17 protein-coding genes and 1 tRNA gene are annotated in these 17,629 nt (G+C 34.4%); 2 read left to right on the top strand and 16 right to left on the bottom strand.

Features of this window, described 5'->3' with window-relative positions:
• Positions 1 to 39 precede the first annotated feature (39 nt).
• From Q0Y61_RS02910 to Q0Y61_RS02880, 7 genes are all read right to left on the bottom strand, one after another.
• The gene (locus Q0Y61_RS02910; protein ID WP_297811069.1) at positions 40 to 576 is read right to left on the bottom strand and encodes an META domain-containing protein; all 537 of its coding nucleotides are present in this window, start codon (positions 574 to 576) and stop codon (positions 40 to 42) included.
• A gap of 9 nt (positions 577 to 585) precedes the next feature.
• Positions 586 to 1,455 (bottom strand): peptidylprolyl isomerase, encoded by an 870-nt coding sequence (locus Q0Y61_RS02905; RefSeq protein ID WP_297811066.1) that lies wholly within the window; start codon positions 1,453 to 1,455, stop codon positions 586 to 588.
• Positions 1,456 to 1,510: 55 nt separating this feature from the next.
• Positions 1,511 to 2,887, bottom strand: a complete 1,377-nt coding sequence (locus Q0Y61_RS02900) for a M20/M25/M40 family metallo-hydrolase (RefSeq protein WP_297811063.1) — start codon at positions 2,885 to 2,887, stop codon at positions 1,511 to 1,513.
• A complete protein-coding gene (locus tag Q0Y61_RS02895) occupies positions 2,874 to 3,572 on the bottom strand; it encodes a 3-methyladenine DNA glycosylase (RefSeq protein ID WP_297811060.1) in 699 nt (232 codons plus the stop codon). Before Q0Y61_RS02895 ends, Q0Y61_RS02900 begins: the two co-directional genes overlap by 14 nt.
• Positions 3,573 to 3,583: 11 nt before the next feature.
• Complete coding sequence (locus Q0Y61_RS02890) at positions 3,584 to 4,756, bottom strand: replication-associated recombination protein A (protein ID WP_297811057.1); 1,173 nt, start codon at positions 4,754 to 4,756, stop codon at positions 3,584 to 3,586.
• A 126-nt stretch (positions 4,757 to 4,882) separates the two neighbouring features.
• A complete protein-coding gene (locus Q0Y61_RS02885; protein ID WP_297811054.1) occupies positions 4,883 to 5,566 on the bottom strand; it encodes a TIGR00730 family Rossman fold protein in 684 nt (227 codons plus the stop codon).
• A 53-nt stretch (positions 5,567 to 5,619) separates the two neighbouring features.
• A tRNA-Arg gene (locus Q0Y61_RS02880) sits at positions 5,620 to 5,696 on the bottom strand.
• 65 nt (positions 5,697 to 5,761) lie between these two features.
• On the opposite strand from Q0Y61_RS02880, the gene Q0Y61_RS02875 reads away from it, so the two are divergent.
• Positions 5,762 to 6,610: a zinc ABC transporter substrate-binding protein gene (locus tag Q0Y61_RS02875; protein ID WP_297811050.1), complete on the top strand. Its 849-nt coding sequence runs from the start codon at positions 5,762 to 5,764 to the stop codon at positions 6,608 to 6,610.
• 33 nt (positions 6,611 to 6,643) lie between these two features.
• Here the strand turns inward: Q0Y61_RS02875 and trpB are convergent, their stop codons facing one another.
• The 9 genes from trpB to Q0Y61_RS02830 all read right to left on the bottom strand — a co-directional run bounded on the left by trpB (position 6,644) and on the right by Q0Y61_RS02830 (position 16,060).
• Positions 6,644 to 7,846, bottom strand: coding sequence for a tryptophan synthase subunit beta (trpB, locus tag Q0Y61_RS02870; protein ID WP_297811048.1), 1,203 nt, complete (start codon positions 7,844 to 7,846; stop codon positions 6,644 to 6,646).
• 182 nt (positions 7,847 to 8,028) lie between these two features.
• Entirely contained in the window at positions 8,029 to 8,862 is an 834-nt protein-coding gene (locus Q0Y61_RS02865; protein ID WP_297811044.1) for a hypothetical protein, read from the bottom strand.
• Positions 8,863 to 8,871: 9 nt separating this feature from the next.
• Positions 8,872 to 10,059 carry an N-acetylmuramoyl-L-alanine amidase gene (locus Q0Y61_RS02860; RefSeq protein ID WP_297811042.1) on the bottom strand — a complete coding sequence of 396 codons (1,188 nt, stop codon included), beginning with the start codon at positions 10,057 to 10,059 and terminating at the stop codon, positions 8,872 to 8,874.
• Complete coding sequence (locus Q0Y61_RS02855) at positions 10,056 to 11,144, bottom strand: nitronate monooxygenase (protein ID WP_297811039.1); 1,089 nt, start codon at positions 11,142 to 11,144, stop codon at positions 10,056 to 10,058. The genes Q0Y61_RS02860 and Q0Y61_RS02855 overlap by 4 nt, the downstream gene beginning before the upstream one ends.
• An 18-nt stretch (positions 11,145 to 11,162) precedes the next feature.
• Positions 11,163 to 12,371: a tyrosine--tRNA ligase gene (gene tyrS, locus Q0Y61_RS02850; RefSeq protein ID WP_297811129.1), complete on the bottom strand. Its 1,209-nt coding sequence runs from the start codon at positions 12,369 to 12,371 to the stop codon at positions 11,163 to 11,165.
• Positions 12,372 to 12,386: 15 nt separating this feature from the next.
• Positions 12,387 to 14,534 (bottom strand): RelA/SpoT family protein, encoded by a 2,148-nt coding sequence (locus tag Q0Y61_RS02845; protein WP_297811036.1) that lies wholly within the window; start codon positions 14,532 to 14,534, stop codon positions 12,387 to 12,389.
• Positions 14,535 to 14,598: 64 nt separating this feature from the next.
• Positions 14,599 to 14,817: a DNA-directed RNA polymerase subunit omega gene (locus Q0Y61_RS02840; RefSeq protein WP_297811033.1), complete on the bottom strand. Its 219-nt coding sequence runs from the start codon at positions 14,815 to 14,817 to the stop codon at positions 14,599 to 14,601.
• Between the two features lie 16 nt (positions 14,818 to 14,833).
• Positions 14,834 to 15,547 carry a UMP kinase gene (pyrH, locus tag Q0Y61_RS02835; RefSeq protein ID WP_297811030.1) on the bottom strand — a complete coding sequence of 238 codons (714 nt, stop codon included), beginning with the start codon at positions 15,545 to 15,547 and terminating at the stop codon, positions 14,834 to 14,836.
• A gap of 72 nt (positions 15,548 to 15,619) precedes the next feature.
• Positions 15,620 to 16,060 (bottom strand): hypothetical protein, encoded by a 441-nt coding sequence (locus Q0Y61_RS02830; protein WP_297811027.1) that lies wholly within the window; start codon positions 16,058 to 16,060, stop codon positions 15,620 to 15,622.
• A gap of 99 nt (positions 16,061 to 16,159) precedes the next feature.
• Here Q0Y61_RS02830 and Q0Y61_RS02825 point away from each other — a divergent pair, with 99 nt between their 5' ends.
• Positions 16,160 to 17,605, top strand: coding sequence for an NAD(P)H-hydrate dehydratase (locus Q0Y61_RS02825; RefSeq protein ID WP_297811024.1), 1,446 nt, complete (start codon positions 16,160 to 16,162; stop codon positions 17,603 to 17,605).
• Positions 17,606 to 17,629 lie beyond the last annotated feature (24 nt).

The raw sequence follows: 17,629 nt of genomic DNA, 5'->3' as shown, positions 1-17,629 counted from the left end.
TATTGTAATTTTGGTAAAATTATCTTTAAACTTATCCTTTTAGTTTAGTACCAAATAAAATTCTTTTCCTATAAAGAAAATTTTACTCATTCCTTTTGTTTCTTCTACGACAACAATTTTTGTAGAAACATTCAAAAAGTTTTGCACCATAATATCCTCGTGAGTCATCACTTCTGGCTCACACATTTTACGCGTCATTCCTGCATTACCGAGCTTTAGCATATTGCCCTCAATCCAATAATCACCAAAGAAACGATTACAACCTAATGAGCCATTAATTTGATTGTCTTTAAATTGCAAGACAAAATGGCTTTCTGCACTCTGTTTTAAAGCAATCGTTTTGCCTTTGAAATGATAAGAAATTATTTTCCACTCTTTTTTAGATTCTAAAAGTTTCTTGTAATCTATATCTTCGCAATTTTTAGCCGTTTTTGTCTCCTCATTATAACATTTAGAAAATTGTGGAGCATTAGGCGTAATTACCCCTGTCCCACCACAACCGACCGACACACCAGCTACCGAACTGATTAATATTAAATATACACTAGACTTGAATTTTTTTATTATAGTTAGCATTTTTATCCTTTATTTTAAACGCACAATATTCACTTTTGCATTAGAACGCAACTTTTCAAAATACTCATAAATTAAATAATCCTCTTTTTGCTCCATCATTTTTTGCATTACAACATTGCGAACATTTTCATAAGGCAAAAGCGTAGGATTATTTTTTGCTTTAATTAAAAATACAACCAATTCATCACCCACTGGGAAAATTGGCGTAAATCCGCCCACTGACCCTTGCGTAAAAGCATTCACAATTTGTGGATGTAGTTCAATTGTTTGCAAGACTTCATTCGTCTTTTTTACACTATTTGGAATCACTTTTCCTCCACTTTGGACAACTTTTTCAAGCGCCTTACCATCTTGGCTAAAATACTTCACAACATCAATGCTTTGAGGAATAGAAAATTCCTGTCTATGTGTATTATAATAACTTTCAAGCTCTTTTTCATCTACCATTCTTAAGCCTTCTTGTGCAATAGACTGATAAAGCTTTCTTTTTTGCAAATTGTGCTTAATTCCTTCTTTGTAATGCTCCCAATTTCCACCATTATTTTGAATGTAGCTTTTCACTTGCTCCAATGTTGCCTTTTTTTGCTTTGCGATTCGTGCAATCTCATCTTGAATCTCTATCTCATTGACAATAATTTTTCTTTTATCTATTTCCTCTTTATGTAAGCGGTCATTAATGAGCGAGTCTATCGCAATCTGTTGCGAAACTTTGTCGCGTTGCTGTATTTTATAAACTTCCATTAAAGTAACAGGATAATCATTGACGAAAAATGCGATTCCATTCACGAGAGAGGGGGCAGCAAACAAAGAATGAGCCCATAAAGCACCAAAACCTATAAAACACCAAAGAAACTTTGCATTTCTTTTATTATTTGTCATTATAATTCCTAAATCTAAATTTGCGCAATTTTAGCAGAATCTCTTTAGTATTTTGCTAAATTGCTTGAAATCTTTTAAGAACTTCTCTTAAGATTCCATTAAACTGCACAAAACTCTCTAAATCCAGCTCCTCATAAATTGAATGTGGATGAGAAATACTTGGACCAATAGAAACAAAGCAAACTTTTGGATATTTTTGCTTTAAGATTCCACATTCAAGCCCTGCGTGAATGCTTTTTAACTTTACTTTGGGATTTTTTACCTGCATCACTTCCCATACAATATTTAACAACTCACTTTCTTCTTTTTCCCAAGGCGCATAATAATCTGACAACTCCACAGCAAAGCCCAATGCTTCTAGCCTATCTTTTTCTTGTGTGATATTTTCTTGCATTAAGGATTCTTGGTTTCCGCGTCCCATTGCGATAAAATGTATTTGCACCTCCTTATCTCCCATCGTTTGTCGCAAAATCCCAAGATTACTAGAGAGAATAGGCTCGTTATCAGAAGTAGCCATCACACCATTTTGTAAATTCAAAATTGCTTCTATCACTTTACTTGCATTAAAACATCTTTTATCTTTTGCATCAAAAGTTGATAAAACAAAATGAGCAGAATCTTTCAAAGGCTTTTGTGAAATTTCCTCTAAAATTCTTTTACATTGTGTATGCTTTGCTTGTGGAATCGCAATTTGTAACATTGCATTAACAGGGATAGAATTTCTCTTCTCCCCACCGCTAAACTCCACAATTAAAGCCCCGTAATCTACTAAAGGCTTAGCGATTTTGGCTAATTCTAAAATCGCATTGGGGATATTTTTATGGATTTCAATCCCACTATGTCCGCCAACAAATCCTTGTGTGCGAATCTCTACTAACTCACAATCTTGCGGAATGGCAAAAGATTCTATACTTACTTTGCATTCTAAATCATAACCTCCAGCACACGAACAAACCACTTCATCAATCTCTTCACTATCGCAATTTAACATATAAGAGGAGTGCAAAGGCAATGCAATATCTCTTGCACCTAGCATTCCCACTTCCTCATCAATACTAAAGAGGCATTCTATATTCGCAAAATCCCTTAAAGCAAGTAACATACAAGCCAAAGCTGCTCCATTATCCGCTCCTAAACTAGAATTTTCTGCACATAAAAATGCTTTATTTCCGCGCCTTGTAAATTTTGGTTTCACTTGAAACTTTGCAGATTCTCCCACATAAACCATATCATAGTGTCCTTGTAGGCAAAGTTTAGGAATGCCTTTAGCACATAGCACATTTCCTATTGTATCGCACTGCACTTTCGCCCCAGTCTTTGTTGCTTCGTTGATAATCCATTCTTTTAAAACCTGTGTTTTAAAGCTCGGATGCGGAATCGCACAAATTTCTAAAAATACTTTTAAAGGTTCAAAATTTTCATATTCTTGCATCATTCTTCCTCATATTCTTGTGGATTTTACAATATTCTACAATTTTTGCGTGAAACCTTGCAAATAACAGATTCGTAGGAATTTCAAATCCATAAAGTGTGCAAACTTTATCATAATTTTCATTTATTCCACCCATAAGCCAATCTTGTAAATCCTGATAGGATTCCAAAGTATAGCCATAAGACTGCAATAACCTATAAGTGTAAGTGTCTGCTACCATCACTTCGCGCCCCAAGCCATAACACAAAATCGCATCACAAGTTTCCATTCCAATTCCTTTTTGAGACAAGAGCCATTCGCGTGAAACTTGAATACAGAAATTTGTATAATCGCCAAAGTCTTGCAAAATATTTTGGCATAGTTTTTGGATTCTCATTGATTTTTGACGATAGAATCCTACCTTTTGTATTAAATCTTGCAAAATAGATAAGGAAATCTCACTTAAAAGTTCTAAATTCAATATTCCTTTGTTTCTTAACTTCTCTAGCACGATAGAAACTTGTTCCCAACGCGTATTTTGGACTAAAATTGCTCCAATGATTACTTCAAAACTTAATGCATTAGGCCACCACCAAAAGCTTTTTTCAGATTCCATTTCCACTATAGAAATACCTTGAGGAATACTAGGCAATAAACTTTGAAATTTAAGAAATTCCAACAACTCATAACTATTGGTGATTCTCATTTTACCCCTCATCATTCTTGATTCTCTTCGCCTTTGATTTTATTAAGCCATTCTTTAAGGGTTTTTTCAAAGCCCTTAGGCAACCATTCTACAAACTTCAATTCTTTATTCAGATATTTTTGCTCTACAAAGCCACCAAAATCGTGGGGATAAAGATAATCTTTATGAAATTGCAAAATATGTGGTGGAATCGGTTCATTAGGAGATTTTTCAACATAAGAAATTGCCTTATCAATCGCACAATATGCGCTATTAGATTTAGGAGAAGCACTAAGATAAATCACACATTGTGCTAGAATAATCCTAGCTTCTGGATAGCCAATCCTAGCCACACTTTGCATTGTAGAATTTGCCAAATTCAAAGCATTTGGATTCGCATTTCCAATATCCTCACTTGCTAAAATCACAAGACGACGTGCGATAAACTCTGGATTCTCTCCTCCGACAATCAAACGCGCAAGATAATAAATTGCTGCATTTTCATCACTTCCACGAATACTTTTAATCATTGCGGAGATGAGGTTATAATGTGTATCTAGCTCACTTGTTCCATTGAGTGAGGTTTTGCGAAAAGATTCTAAAAGCTCTACATTTAAAGGCAACTCTGAACTTAAAGCACAATCAAGTAAGTTTAACATTGCCCTTGCATCTCCACCACTTGTTTGAATCAAAAACTCCTTCACTTTTGCTTCTAGCGCATAAGGTTCCAAAATCTGCTCCAAATTTTTTTGATTTAAAGGATAAAATTCAAAAACCATAGAACGAGAACGAATTGCTTGAGTAAGGGCAAAATAAGGGTTTTCCGTGGAAGCACCTAAAAGTAAGGCTTGGTAATTTTCCATAATAGGCAAAAGCATTTCTTGTTGTGTTTTGCTTAAACGATGCACTTCATCTATAAAAATTAATGGCTTTTGCAAGGTATTTTGATAGTTTTTTAGGATTCCACGCAAATCTTCTGCTTTAAAATTTGTTGCATTCAGAGAATAAAAGGGATAATCCATTGCTTTTGCAATCAGAATTGCTGCACTCGTTTTACCACTTCCAGGAGGTCCAAAAAAAAAGCTATGGGGAATCTTGCGTGCTAAAATTAATCGCATAAAAGGTGCATTCTCTCCAAAAATATGCGATTGTCCTATAAAGTCTTGAAAACTTTTAGGTCTTTTATTGTATGCTAAATTTTTCATTTTTACTCTTTATAACCACAAGGAAAAGTATGACAAAGTTTATTCCTTTATTGCTAGGATTTTTCGCTGCCTTTATGGTGCTTTTTATGATGTATGGCACAGGCAATCCTATATTTTAACATAGGATTAACCCTTATCCTTTGATTGTTGTAAAATTTTTAACACCTTTTTAGGGCTACTTGCAACTTGGATTAATTTCAATTCCTCTTTAGAAATTGCACCTGCTTCTAGCATCGTGCATTTGAGCCACTTCATAAACCCTCTCCAATAACTTTTATCGTATAAAATAATTGGTATTTTTTTATGTTTTCCTATGGCAATCTGCACTAGCACTTCACTTAATTCATCTAAAGTGCCAAATCCACCAAGTGCAACAATAAATGCTGTCGAGTTATAATTAAAAACCAATTTTCGGCTAAAGAAATTTTGAAACTCTAGTGGCACTTCCACATATGGATTCATTTCTTGTTCATTTGGGAGACGAATATTTAAACCAATAGATACGATAGAATCACTCTTTAAAATTGGTTTTAAACATTCTAAGGTTTTGGGTTGCTTCTTATTATCTTTGTTCCAACCTCTTTTATATTCCACAAGCCCACGATTTGCTGCTTCCATAATACCAGGTCCTCCACCTGTCATAATAGAATAACCATTTTTTGCAAGCTTCCTTGCCAACTTCATAATAGAATAATAAGCCTCACTCTTGCGACCAACACGCGCTCCACCAAAAATTGTGACAATATCCTCTAAGTTTTCTAAAGTTTTTAATCCTTTTTTGATTTCTATTTCTAATGCCTCTAAATCCATATTTAGCCTTTTATATTATCTAATTTGATGAGTGTTAAGAAAGTCAGATAAAGTGGTACGCTCAGAGGGAGTCGAACCCCCAACCCTCAGATCCGAAGTCTGATGCTCTATCCAATTGAGCTATGAACGCATTTTTAAATTTTTAAGGTAAAATAATATCTCAAAAAAATTAATACTCACTTAAAAGGAATGGTAATGAAAAAGACATTTTGGATTCTACTAATTTTAAGCCAAATCGCATTCTGTCGTGAAATTATTATAGTTAGTATTCCTATGCAACAAGAATTTATGCAAAAAATCGTAGGTAGCCAATATGAAGTCATCTCACTTGTAAAACCTGGTATCAATCCACACGATTTTGAACCAAAGTTTTCAGATATTAAAAAGCTTAATGATGCTTCAGCCTATTTTTGTATTGGCATTGAATTTGAAACAATATGGCTAGAACGATTTAAAGCACAAAATAAAACAATGAAAATTTATGATAATAGTTTAGGAATCACAAAAATTAATTTTGCACACTCTCATCAAGAAAATAATCCAAAACATATGCACGAAGAAGGGGATACACATATTTGGCTTTCTCCTCAAAACGCAAAACAAATTGCAACCAATATTTATAATGCCCTCAAAGAATTAAACCCGAATCAAGATTATACAGATACCTATCAAGCCCTCCTTGCAGAAATTAATCAAACAGATACGCAATTAAAAAAAATCTTAAACTCTTTACCCGAGCATCAAAAATTCGTTGTTTTTCACCCAATGCTTGGATACTTTGCTAGAGATTATCATTTAGAAGAAGTTGCGATTGAAATTGAAGGAAAAAGCCCAAAAATACAAGAAATGATAAGTGTCATAGAGACGATTAAAAACAATAATCTTAAAATCATTTTCGCCCAACCGGAATTTTCCACCAAAGCCGCAGAATTTATTGCCAAAGAAAGTGGTGCGCAACTTGGCTTCTTCTCTCCACTCCAAACCCCTTGGAGCGAAAGCCTTTTAAAGTTTGCTAAAACATTAAGAAACTATACATTGAAATAAAACATTGGGCTAATTTGTAAGAAAATTGTCATTTTACTCCCCATAGCCAAATTTTTCTACAACAAAATCAATATCTTTATCCCCTCTTCCACTAAGATTCACAAGAATCTTCTTGCCTTTAAGTTCTGGAGCAATCTTTAGTGCGTATGCAACGGCGTGGCTAGATTCAATTGCTGGAATAATTCCTTCGTTTTTGCTTAATGTAAAAAATGCTTCAATTGCTTCTTTATCATTAATTGCAGCGACTTTTGTGCGTCCAATACTATGCAAATAGGCGTGTTCTGGTCCTACACTTGGATAATCTAAACCACTTGCCACGCTATATACGGGTGCTGGTTGCTCTTCTTTGTCCTTTAACATTATAGAATTAAATCCGTGCATAACACCTTCACTTCCATAGCTTAAACTTGCCGCATTCTCACCCAATGCACTTCCTTTTCCTAGAGGTTCAATCCCTATGAGTTCTACCGCTTCTTCAAGGAATCCACTAAAAATACCCATCGCATTACTCCCCCCTCCTACACACGCACAGACTATATCTGGTAATTCTTCAGTCATTTCTAAAAACTGCTCCCTAGATTCTATCCCAATGATAGCCTGAAAATCCCTTACCATTCTAGGGAAAGGATGGGGACCTACCACAGAACCTATGGCATACATAGAATATTTAGTATCTTTCAGATAGGATTCAAAGGCAGAATCTACAGCTTCTTTAAGTGTCTTTGCTCCAAAGGTCACAGGAATCACTTTTGCTCCCAAAATTTTCATACGCACCACATTAGGATATTCTTTCTTAATATCCACTTCACCCATATGGATTTCACATTCCAATCCAAAATAAGCGGCTGCAGTTGCGATAGCAACGCCGTGTTGTCCTGCTCCTGTTTCTGCAATCAACCTCTTTTTACCCATAAATTTTGCCAATAATGCTTCACCCATACAATGGTTTAACTTATGCGCCCCTGTATGATTTAAATCCTCTCGTTTTAAATAAATTCCAGCCCCACCATATTTTCTCGTTAAGTTATGCGCAAAATAAATTGGTGTTGGACGCCCTTGAAAGTGTTTGCGAATTTTTCTTAATTCTGCGATAAAATCACTATTTTGTGCAATCAAATTATAAGCGGTGTTAATTTCATTCATTGCTTGTTTAATGGAATCTGGCACAAAACTTCCTCCAAATTTTCCAAAAAATCCCAATTCATTTGGAAATTGTTTTAAATATGGTTTATCCATTATCTATTCCTTTTGTTAAAATATAAAATAAAAGCTTAAGAAAAGTAGAAAACTAGGGGGCAATTGCCCCATAAAGTAGCAAAAGCAAAAAGGGGATAATGTCCAGATTTTGATTCAATTTATCCATAATTATCCTCCTCTTTCTATATGACCTATTCTAACAAAGAAATTTTAAAACAAACTTAACGCTTTGTTGTCAGCTTCATCATCCACGTATTACACCAACCAAATAATACCAGCACATAAAATGCTTTACGCACTTCAAAATACGATTCACCATCTACAAAACTATATGAAGAAATCATCATAACTACACACATCACAATCAATAAACATAAATTAAACATCTCATAAGAATCAAGAGTTCTCTTTCCCTTAACACATAAATACAATACCAATCCAAGTCCAAAAGCCAATAAAACTAAATCAAAATAACCTACGATTCCACTTTTAAAAAAGGGCGAAATAGAGAAACCAAATAAAACACCCAACATTACATTAAAACTTGGCTTAATGAGTTGCAAAAGTTTGCCTAAATTCATACTTTTATCAAAAGAAAAATTAAAAAGATAAAAGATTGCAGGGCAAATCACAAAAAGAATATAGCAAAGATAATCTACTAATATTTGATATGTATTTTTAGAAAAAGCATTTTCTTGCACAAGCCTCAAAGAATCTTCAAAAGAAAAAGGTTCAAAATAAGTTCTACGCGTTATAAAGAGTTCGTAATAGAGCAAAAATAAAAATACGCAAAGTGCTAAACCAATCACGAGACTATAAAATTTTGGTAAATGGCTAGAATAAATGCGCACAATATTAAAAAGACTCACAATCACACCGCAAGTAAGTAAAATTGCACTAATTCCAAAATAAACTCCAAAGGGTTGCGTGGTTAATCTAAACATATGTTGAAAATCTGGGGCAAAACTTGTTAAGGCTAACATTAAAATCGTGAAAAGCGCTAAAATAAAATATAAAGAAGAAAATATCAAATGAGGAATTGTAATTTTTCGCATTATTAACCTTTAAGGATTCTTTTGAAAATAGCCATCAACGCCATCGGCAATGCCTTTAGCAATCATTTTTTGAAAAGCCGCTTGGTTTAATTGCTTACCCTCTTTTGGGTGGGTAATATAACCAACTTCAAGTAAAACAGAAGGCATCACTGCGCCCACAAGCACCCAAAATGGACCTTCGCGCACACCACCATCTATTGCTTTATATTTAGAGCGTAAAGACTGCAACATACCATATTGAATATCAATAGCCAAACGATTAGATGCCACGATTCGTTGTGTATTAAGAGTATTCAAAAAAGATTGCTTAGAAAAATAATTCATTCCTTCTGTATCATCTTTGTTTTCTAATGCAGCGACTTTTTTAGAACGCTCACTTCTTGCAGTTGATAAGAAATAACTCTCAACTCCTTCAAACTTCGCCTTATTTTCTGGAATCGCATTGGTATGAATTGAAATAAACAAATTAGCATTTTTATTATTAGCAAAATTTGTGCGCGTCCTAAGGCTGATAAATACATCTCTATCACGCGTCATATAAGTTTTATAGCCACGTTTTTTTAACTCATCACGCAAATACTTCCCAATGCTTAACACGACTTTCTTTTCACACACTCTATCTACTCCCATTGCACCACAATCTTTTCCTCCGTGTCCTGGGTCAATCACAATTATCTTGTTTTTATTGTTTTTTGTATTAGGGATATTTTTAACAGCTGTCTTTTCTTCCTTGATGGTTGTTTTCTTAGGAGTCTGTTTATTGTCAGATTTTAATTGGGATTTTTTATTTATTGTTTGAGGTTCAAAAAGTGAAGCAATAGAAAAATTGCTTTCGGTTAATTTAGTGTTAGGGATTATAAAAGTTGCTTGCTTTTTATTCACTTTTAAATCAATATTTAATTTTTTAGGGCTTGTGATAACTAGACGCACTTTTTCTTGAGAATTTTGTGCCACTTTAATCTGCACATTATCTTGGAATTCAAAAACTCTAGCACTTCCTTGTAATTGAGATTCTACATCATACACATAACGCAATTCTTTTTTATCTTGTAATAAAAAATTTTTAAAATCTATCTTTTTAATATTTTTATTAAAATTTAATACAATGCCATTTTGTAATTGCTGGACTGAATTAATTTTAATCTCTGCTAATAATCCAACACAAAAGAGGCAAAATACAATTAAAAAACGAATCATTGGCTTAATTCATCTAAAATTTCTTGCACACTTTGGATTTTATCAATCCGATAACCATTAGCACCTGTAAAATATAACCCATTTATTGGGTCTCCTAAATGACCATCTCCTAATCCATCGGCAATACAATATCCTACTTTTTTGGCTTCCGTCCCACGATGACAAGGAGTTACACAATTACTCACACAATTAACTTTGGGTGGGCGTCCTTCGCGCAATTCTTTAATAACACCTGTAATTACAGCACGTGCGGGATAACCAACAGGAGATTTTATTAATTCAATATCTTTCTTCTTAACCATTAACATAAGTTCATTATAATACTTGGCATCGCATTCTTTAGCCCCTAGAAATCGCGTTCCCATTTGCACACCACTTGCACCTAAATCTAGCATTTTATCAATGTCTTTTCTATCCCAAATACCACCTGCAGCAATCACTGGAATCTCGCCCCATTTTTTACTTTCCTCAATCACTTCAGGCACAATTACTTCAAGCTGATATTCAGGCTTAAAACAATCCTCATAACTCACTCCTTGATGCCCTCCACTAAGTGGTCCTTCAACAACTACTGCATCCGGGATTCGTTTATAACGTCCCTCCCATCGTTTGCATAGAATCTTTAAAGCCTTTGCCGAAGAAACAATTGGTATCAAAGCGACATTAGGGAAATTACTTGTAAATTCTGGCATATTTGTAGGTAACCCTGCACCAGTGATAATCATATTAGCACCCGCTTCACAAGCGTCTTTAACAACTCGTCCATATTCATTAATAGCATAAAGGATATTTGCGCCTAAAGGGTTTTCACCACAAATTTTACGTGCATTTTTAAAAATCTCTATTAAAGATTCTTTAGAGTAAAAATTTAGAGTATCAAAGGGACGATGTTTAATGGTTTTTTTTACAAATGCACTCTTTTTGTAATATCCTGTTCCCACACACGAAATAATCCCAAGCGCACCATACTTAGAAACATTACCTGCGAGATTATCCCAACTAATTCCAACTCCCATTCCACCTTGAATAATAGGCACGGGAATGGTATATTTTCCAATTTTAAGTGCTTTTAATGTGTGTGGCATAGTTTTTCCTTTTGAAATTTATTGAATCATAATTTTAGCGAATTTGCGCTTACCGACTTGCAAAATATATTCACCTTTGCTTAAATTTAACTTAGAATCTTCCACTTTCTTGCCATTTAATTTCACTCCTCCTTGTTTAATCAGCCGCAAAGCTTCAGAATTTGAAACACAAAGATTGCATTCACTCAAAAGTTGAGCAATCCAAATGCCACAAGGCTTATTAAACTCCAGTATATCACTTGGTAATTCCTCTTTAGTAAAAATTCTTGCAAATTCTTCTTTTGCTCTTAATGCACAATCCCTATCATAATAACGCGTGATAATCTCCACGGCTAAATCTTCTTTCACTGCTTTTGGGTGTAAACTTCCCTGCTCTACTCCTTGCTTCAGAGATTCTATTTCTTGCAAACTTTTGGAGCTAAGCAACTCATAATATCTCCACATTAATTCATCTGAAATGCTTAAAAGTCGTCCAAACATTTCTTTTGGTTCTTGTGTAATTCCAACATAATTACCCAAACTTTTACTCATTTTATGCACACCATCTAACCCTTCAAGCAACGGCACCATCACAACAGATTGTTCTTTTTGCAAACCATAAGCACGCTGTAAATGCCTGCCCATTAACAAATTAAACTTTTGGTCTGTTCCACCAAACTCAATATCACAATTTAAAGCCACAGAATCGTAACCTTGTAAAAGTGGATAAAAAAATTCTACAATACTAATGGGATTCTGGTTTTTGAATCTTTTTTCAAAATCATCACGTTCTAGCATTCTAGCCACTGAAAACTTCGCAGCTAATTCAATCATTCCACGAGCACCAAGCTTATCAAGCCACAAAGAATTAAAAACAATTTCCATTTGACTTGAGTCTAAGACTTTTGTTACTTGCTGTTGGTAAGTTTTGGCATTTACTAACACCTGTTCTTTGCTTAAAGGCTTTCTTGTTTCACTTTTACCGCTTGGGTCGCCAATCATTCCTGTAAAATCACCAATTAAAAAATAAACCTTTGCACCATATTTTTGAAAAGTAGCAAGTTTTTGCAAAAGAACAGTATGTCCTAAGTGCAAATCAGGTGCAGTTGGGTCAAAACCTGCCTTAACACTAAAGGTCTTCCCCTCTTTGAAATAGGCACTGACTAAATCCTTAATCGTTTCAAATCCAATAATCTCTTGTGTGCCACGTTTAATTTCTTCTAAAGCAATGTTAATTTGCGATTCCACACCCATACATACTCCTTAGTCCGCATACGCATCTTTTAATGCTTGCACTTCAATAATTTTATAATTACTGCCAAATAAACTTTTAATCTCTTTTATATCTGCAATGCTTGATTCAAAACGTAATTCACAATGCGTTGCATAAGTGCTTTTTTGAGAACCTAATTCTACACCCAAAATATTAATATCGTGTTTTGCCAAAAAGGTCAAAAAATTTGCCAATACACCCTTTTGATTCTCCAATGCAACAATTAATTTATAGGTTTGCAACTTATCTTCCAGCCAATCAACATAAAGCATTTTTACGCCTTTTTGAATCTCCAAATAAGCTCGCTCGCAAAGTTTATGATGCACAAATGCTTTAGAACCGCTTTTAAACGCAATAATGGAATCTCCAAATTTTGGGTGACAACAATAATCAAACACTGCTTGATTAATCGTGTGGTTTGTTTCAATCACAAGGTTATCAAAATGCAATTCTTTGAGTTTTAAGATTCTAATTTTAATTTGTTCTAAGAATCCTGCATTTTGTTTGTAAGAATTTTTAATACGATTTTTAATATCTTTTAAAAATCCAACATCTGTGCTTGCACGATAAATCGTATCCTCTAAATCGTTCTGCTCTATATATTGCTCAATTTCTTCTGCACCTTTGCCAAAAATCGTTGCGATAATATTAATTGCGCTTTTACGCTCAATCTCTTTAATACGAGTGGCACAATTCATTTTAATCTGACTTTTTGCACGAGAGGTTTTTACTGCATCAATCCAAGAACAACGCAAAATCGTATCTTTTGCTGTAATGATTTTTACAATATCTCCACTCTTCAAGGTTGTAAGCAAAGAGGATTTTTGATTATTTACATAAGCTTCTTTTGCACGATTCCCTATTTCAGTATGCACCGCATAAGCAAAATCTAGCACCACCGCCCCAATAGGCAAAGAATAATTATCACCATCAGGAGAAAAGACAACAATATCCTCACGATACAAATCATTTTTTACAAGCTCATAAAATTCCTCAATAGAATTGTTTTGGAATTGTAATTTATTTAACCAATCCAAACTAGGACCGCTATTACCACCAGTTTTATATTTCCAATGTGCTGCGATTCCATATTCTGCACTTCTGTGCATATCTTCTGTGCGAATCTGCACTTCAAAAATCGCAGAATCATCAAACAAAGTGCTATGAATCGTCTGATAGCCATTTTCTTTAGGTAGAGCAATGTAATCTTTGAAGCGCGACATTATAGGCTTAAATTTTAAATGCAAGATACCCAATATTTTATAACAATCTAAAGATGTCTTCACAATCACACGAATAGCTAATAAATCCAAAACCTCATCAATGGAAATCCCTTTGCGTTGCATTTTAAGATAGATAGAATAATGTCGTTTAATCCGACTTGCAATGCTAAACTCACTTTCTGGAACACCTTCTTGCACAAGGCTCTTTTTTACTTTTTGGATAAAGGCATTTAGTTTTAATTGAATCATTTGCTTATGATTTAAAAAATACTCCTCTATCTTGCGGTATTCTTGAGGAAAAATATAATAAAAACTGCGGTCTTCTAATTCATTTTTTAAAGAGGAGATTCCAAGTCTGTGTGCAATAGGCGCATAAACAACTAAGGTTTCCTCTGAAATTCTCCTCTGTTTATTAGGTGGTAAGGCTCCAAGCGTTAACATATTATGCAATCTATCACAAAGTTTTACAACAAGCACACGCACATCTTTAACTGAAGTAATGAGCATTTTACGGAAGCTCAAAGCCGCTACAACAAGTTTTTCATTAGAATGAGAAGCAGGCAATTCCTCTGCACGAATTGCAACAATTTTTGTCATACCATCTACAAGTGAAGCAATATCCTCTCCATAATCTCGCGTAATATCTGCCAATGTCCATTCTGTATCTTCTACTACATCGTGCAAAAGTGCAGCACTTACCATTACTTCATCTCCGCCAAAATACGCCACAATGCAGGCTACAAGTAAAGGATGCACGATATAAGGTTCACCGCTTCTTCGCTTCTGCTCCTTATGAGCCTGAGTAGCAAAAGCCACTGCGTTTTGGATATTTGGAGTCTCCTTTATTGTAGAATACAATAGCTCTAATGCCGCTTTGGGAGTTGTAATCTCTGCAACTTGTTTTAAAAATTCCAAATTCTACCTTCTTGCTTCAGTACTTTAGGCTTTGTTTTATCTATAAATAATTAAGAATACGAAATTAATTTTGTGATTCTTCAATTTTGTCTAAGCCGATTTTGCCCTCTGCTACTTCAAGTAAAGCAATATCTGAAAGTTTATCTACTTTAACATCTCTATTAACAAGTGGTTTAGCTCCACGACTTAACTCATCAATTCTCATAAATAAAATATTAGATAGCAAATATCTATCGCCATTAACTTGTTCTAATGCTTTTGATGCAATTTCTTCAATTCTCATTTCATTCCTTAATAAATTAATTAGACACTTTAGAATATACTGCGCTAGATTGACCTTGGATAGTTTTCAGTAAATTTCCCTCACGTAGCATATTGCAAACAATTATAGGAAGCGCATTGTCTTTCGCAAGAGCAATAGCCGTATCGTCCATCACTTTGATATTATCCTTTAAAGCTTGATCATAACCAATATGTTGCAACATCATTGCGTCATTAAATTTTGCTGGGTCCTTATCAAACACTCCATCAACTTTTGTTGCTTTAATAATCATCTCTGCACCAATTTCTACTGCGCGTAAAGTTGCAGCCGTATCTGTGGTAAAAAAGGGGTTTCCTGTTCCAGCGACAAAAATCACTACACGTCCCTTCTCTAAATGACGAATCGCACGCCGATTGATATAAGTCTCACATACTTCTTTAATTTCGATTGCACTTTGCACACGGACATCTAAGCCATAATACTCCAACGCCTCTTGCATAGCAACCCCATTAATCACCGTTGCAAGCATTCCCATATAATCCCCACTCGTGCGCCGAATCAAGCCACCTTTAGACGCACTAACTCCACGGATAAAATTTCCCCCACCAATGACAATTCCAACTTCAATCCCAGCTTCTACAAGAGTTTTAAGCTCTCTTGAGAGATAATCTAAAATCTCCCTCTCAATCCCAAAGCCACTCTCACCAGATAACGCCTCACCTGAATACTTAACTAAAACACGTTTTGCCATTCTAGCCCCTAACTTTGTTTCAAAATTTCTAATTCTAATCAAAACTTACTTAATAATTTAGTAAATCTCGTATTATTTGCTCATTTCATCATTTTTTTGACGCAAATTTTCAATTCTCTCTTCTTGAAATTCATAGGCTTTTTGTATTTTTTGATTTAAATTCTCGTGTGAAGAGTTTTTAGGAATATCCTTGCGTCCGTGTAAGCTCTCAAAATATTCTATATGCTTTTGTATTCCTGTGTTTTGCTCTAACTGCAAATGGTTTAAATTTTTCTCTTGTAGCTTTTGACTTAATTCGTCTAAGTGGTTTTTAAGATTCTTCTTTAATTGTTTTTGCAAAGGTGTCTCTTGTAAATTCTCTTCTTTTGTTTTTTGTTTTAAAATACCTGTTGCATTATTCTCTGAAGTTTTATTATCCTCTTTACTTGCTCGTTTTTCTTCATTGCAACCTGCAAAATAACAAAACATAAGAAACGTTAAAAACAAATTCAAAATAATCTTTTTCAATGCCATAAAAATTCTTTATAAAAATAACTTTTTTAGAGTGAATTTATAACATATTTTGTTAAGATTCCAAAAAATTTTGCAATCCTTGAATTAAGGAATCCTAAAATGAAAAATTTATTTTTAAACACAAATGCGCTAGATGTCAATGCGACAAAAAACTTCAATTTGTCTTCAGAATTGTTAATGGAAAATGCTGCAAGTGGAATGTATTATTTTTTAAAAAACCAGTTTTTAGATTCTACCAATCCAACATTTAAAAAATTAAAAATCTTGATTGTCTGTGGAAGGGGGAATAATGGTGCGGATTGTTTGGCGTTGGCACGAATGCTTTGTGGAATCTGTGAAGTGAATGTCTTTTTACCTCAAGGTGTAAAAAGCCCATTATGCACCCTACAATTAAAAAGACTAGAAACATTACAATCAAATTCCAAAATAAATTTTAAATTTTTGCAATCTTTAAAGGCAAAAGAAAAATTTGACCTTATTATTGATGGAATCTTTGGAGCAGGATTCAAAGGAAAATTAGATTCAAAGACTATTAAAATTTTGCAGATTTTAAACGAATATGATGCAATAAAAATTGCTTGTGATATTCCAAGTGGAATTACACAAAGTGGCACACTAGGTGGGGAAATAGCCTTTCAAGCAGATTTTACACTGACAATGGGTGCGCTCAAAGTAGCCCTTTTTTCAGATTTGGCAAAAGATTTTGTAGGCGAAGTGCATTTGATAAACTTAGGCATTAGCGAGGAAGTTTTCGCGCCAAGTTCTCATTTAAAGCTACTAGAAAGAAGTGATTTTAAACCACCCCATAGAATCGCACAAAACACTAACAAAGGCGATTTTGGACACCTATGCGTCTATGCAGGAGAAAAAGTGGGTGCAGGAGTTTTAAGCGCACTATCTGGACTTAGAAATGGAGCAGGGCTTGTAAGCGTTATCAGCACAGATAGAATCCCAAACTTGCCCTTTAGTCTGATGAATCCAAAAGAGATTCCACAAAATACAACTACCATTGCACTTGGAATGGGCTTTGGTATCAATACACCTTTGCCCAACTTAAAACAACTTCAAAGCTACCCCTTACTGCTTGATGCAGATATTTTCTATCATTGCGCTTTTAAAGAATTGCTAAAAGCCAAAAATATCGTCCTAACTCCCCACCCCAAGGAATTTGTGCAAATTTTAAAAATCTTAAATATTGCAACAATTTCTACGCAAGAATTACAAAGAGACAAAATCACTTACGCGCTTTTGTTTTGCAAACATTATCCCAATGCAACACTTGTGCTAAAAGGAGCAAATTCGTTAATCTGTAAGGGAGAGGAAGTGTATATTAATCCCTTTGGTAACAATGTCCTAGCAAAAGGAGGGAGTGGAGATGTGCTTTCTGGTATGATTGGTGCGTATTTAGCTCAAGGAAAAACTCCTTTAGATTCTGCTATTTGTGGCGTTTTGCTTCATAGCTTTTGTGCGGAACTTTATGTGAAATCTTATAATAATTTTTCACTTAACCCTCTTGATTTAATAGAGCAAATCCGCTACATTTAAAGACAAAATTACATTAAAGGAATT

It is taken from the genome of uncultured Helicobacter sp., from assembly GCF_947367035.1.
Taxonomy (GTDB): domain Bacteria; phylum Campylobacterota; class Campylobacteria; order Campylobacterales; family Helicobacteraceae; genus Helicobacter_D.
This window is presented reverse-complemented; position numbering and strand designations above follow the sequence as displayed.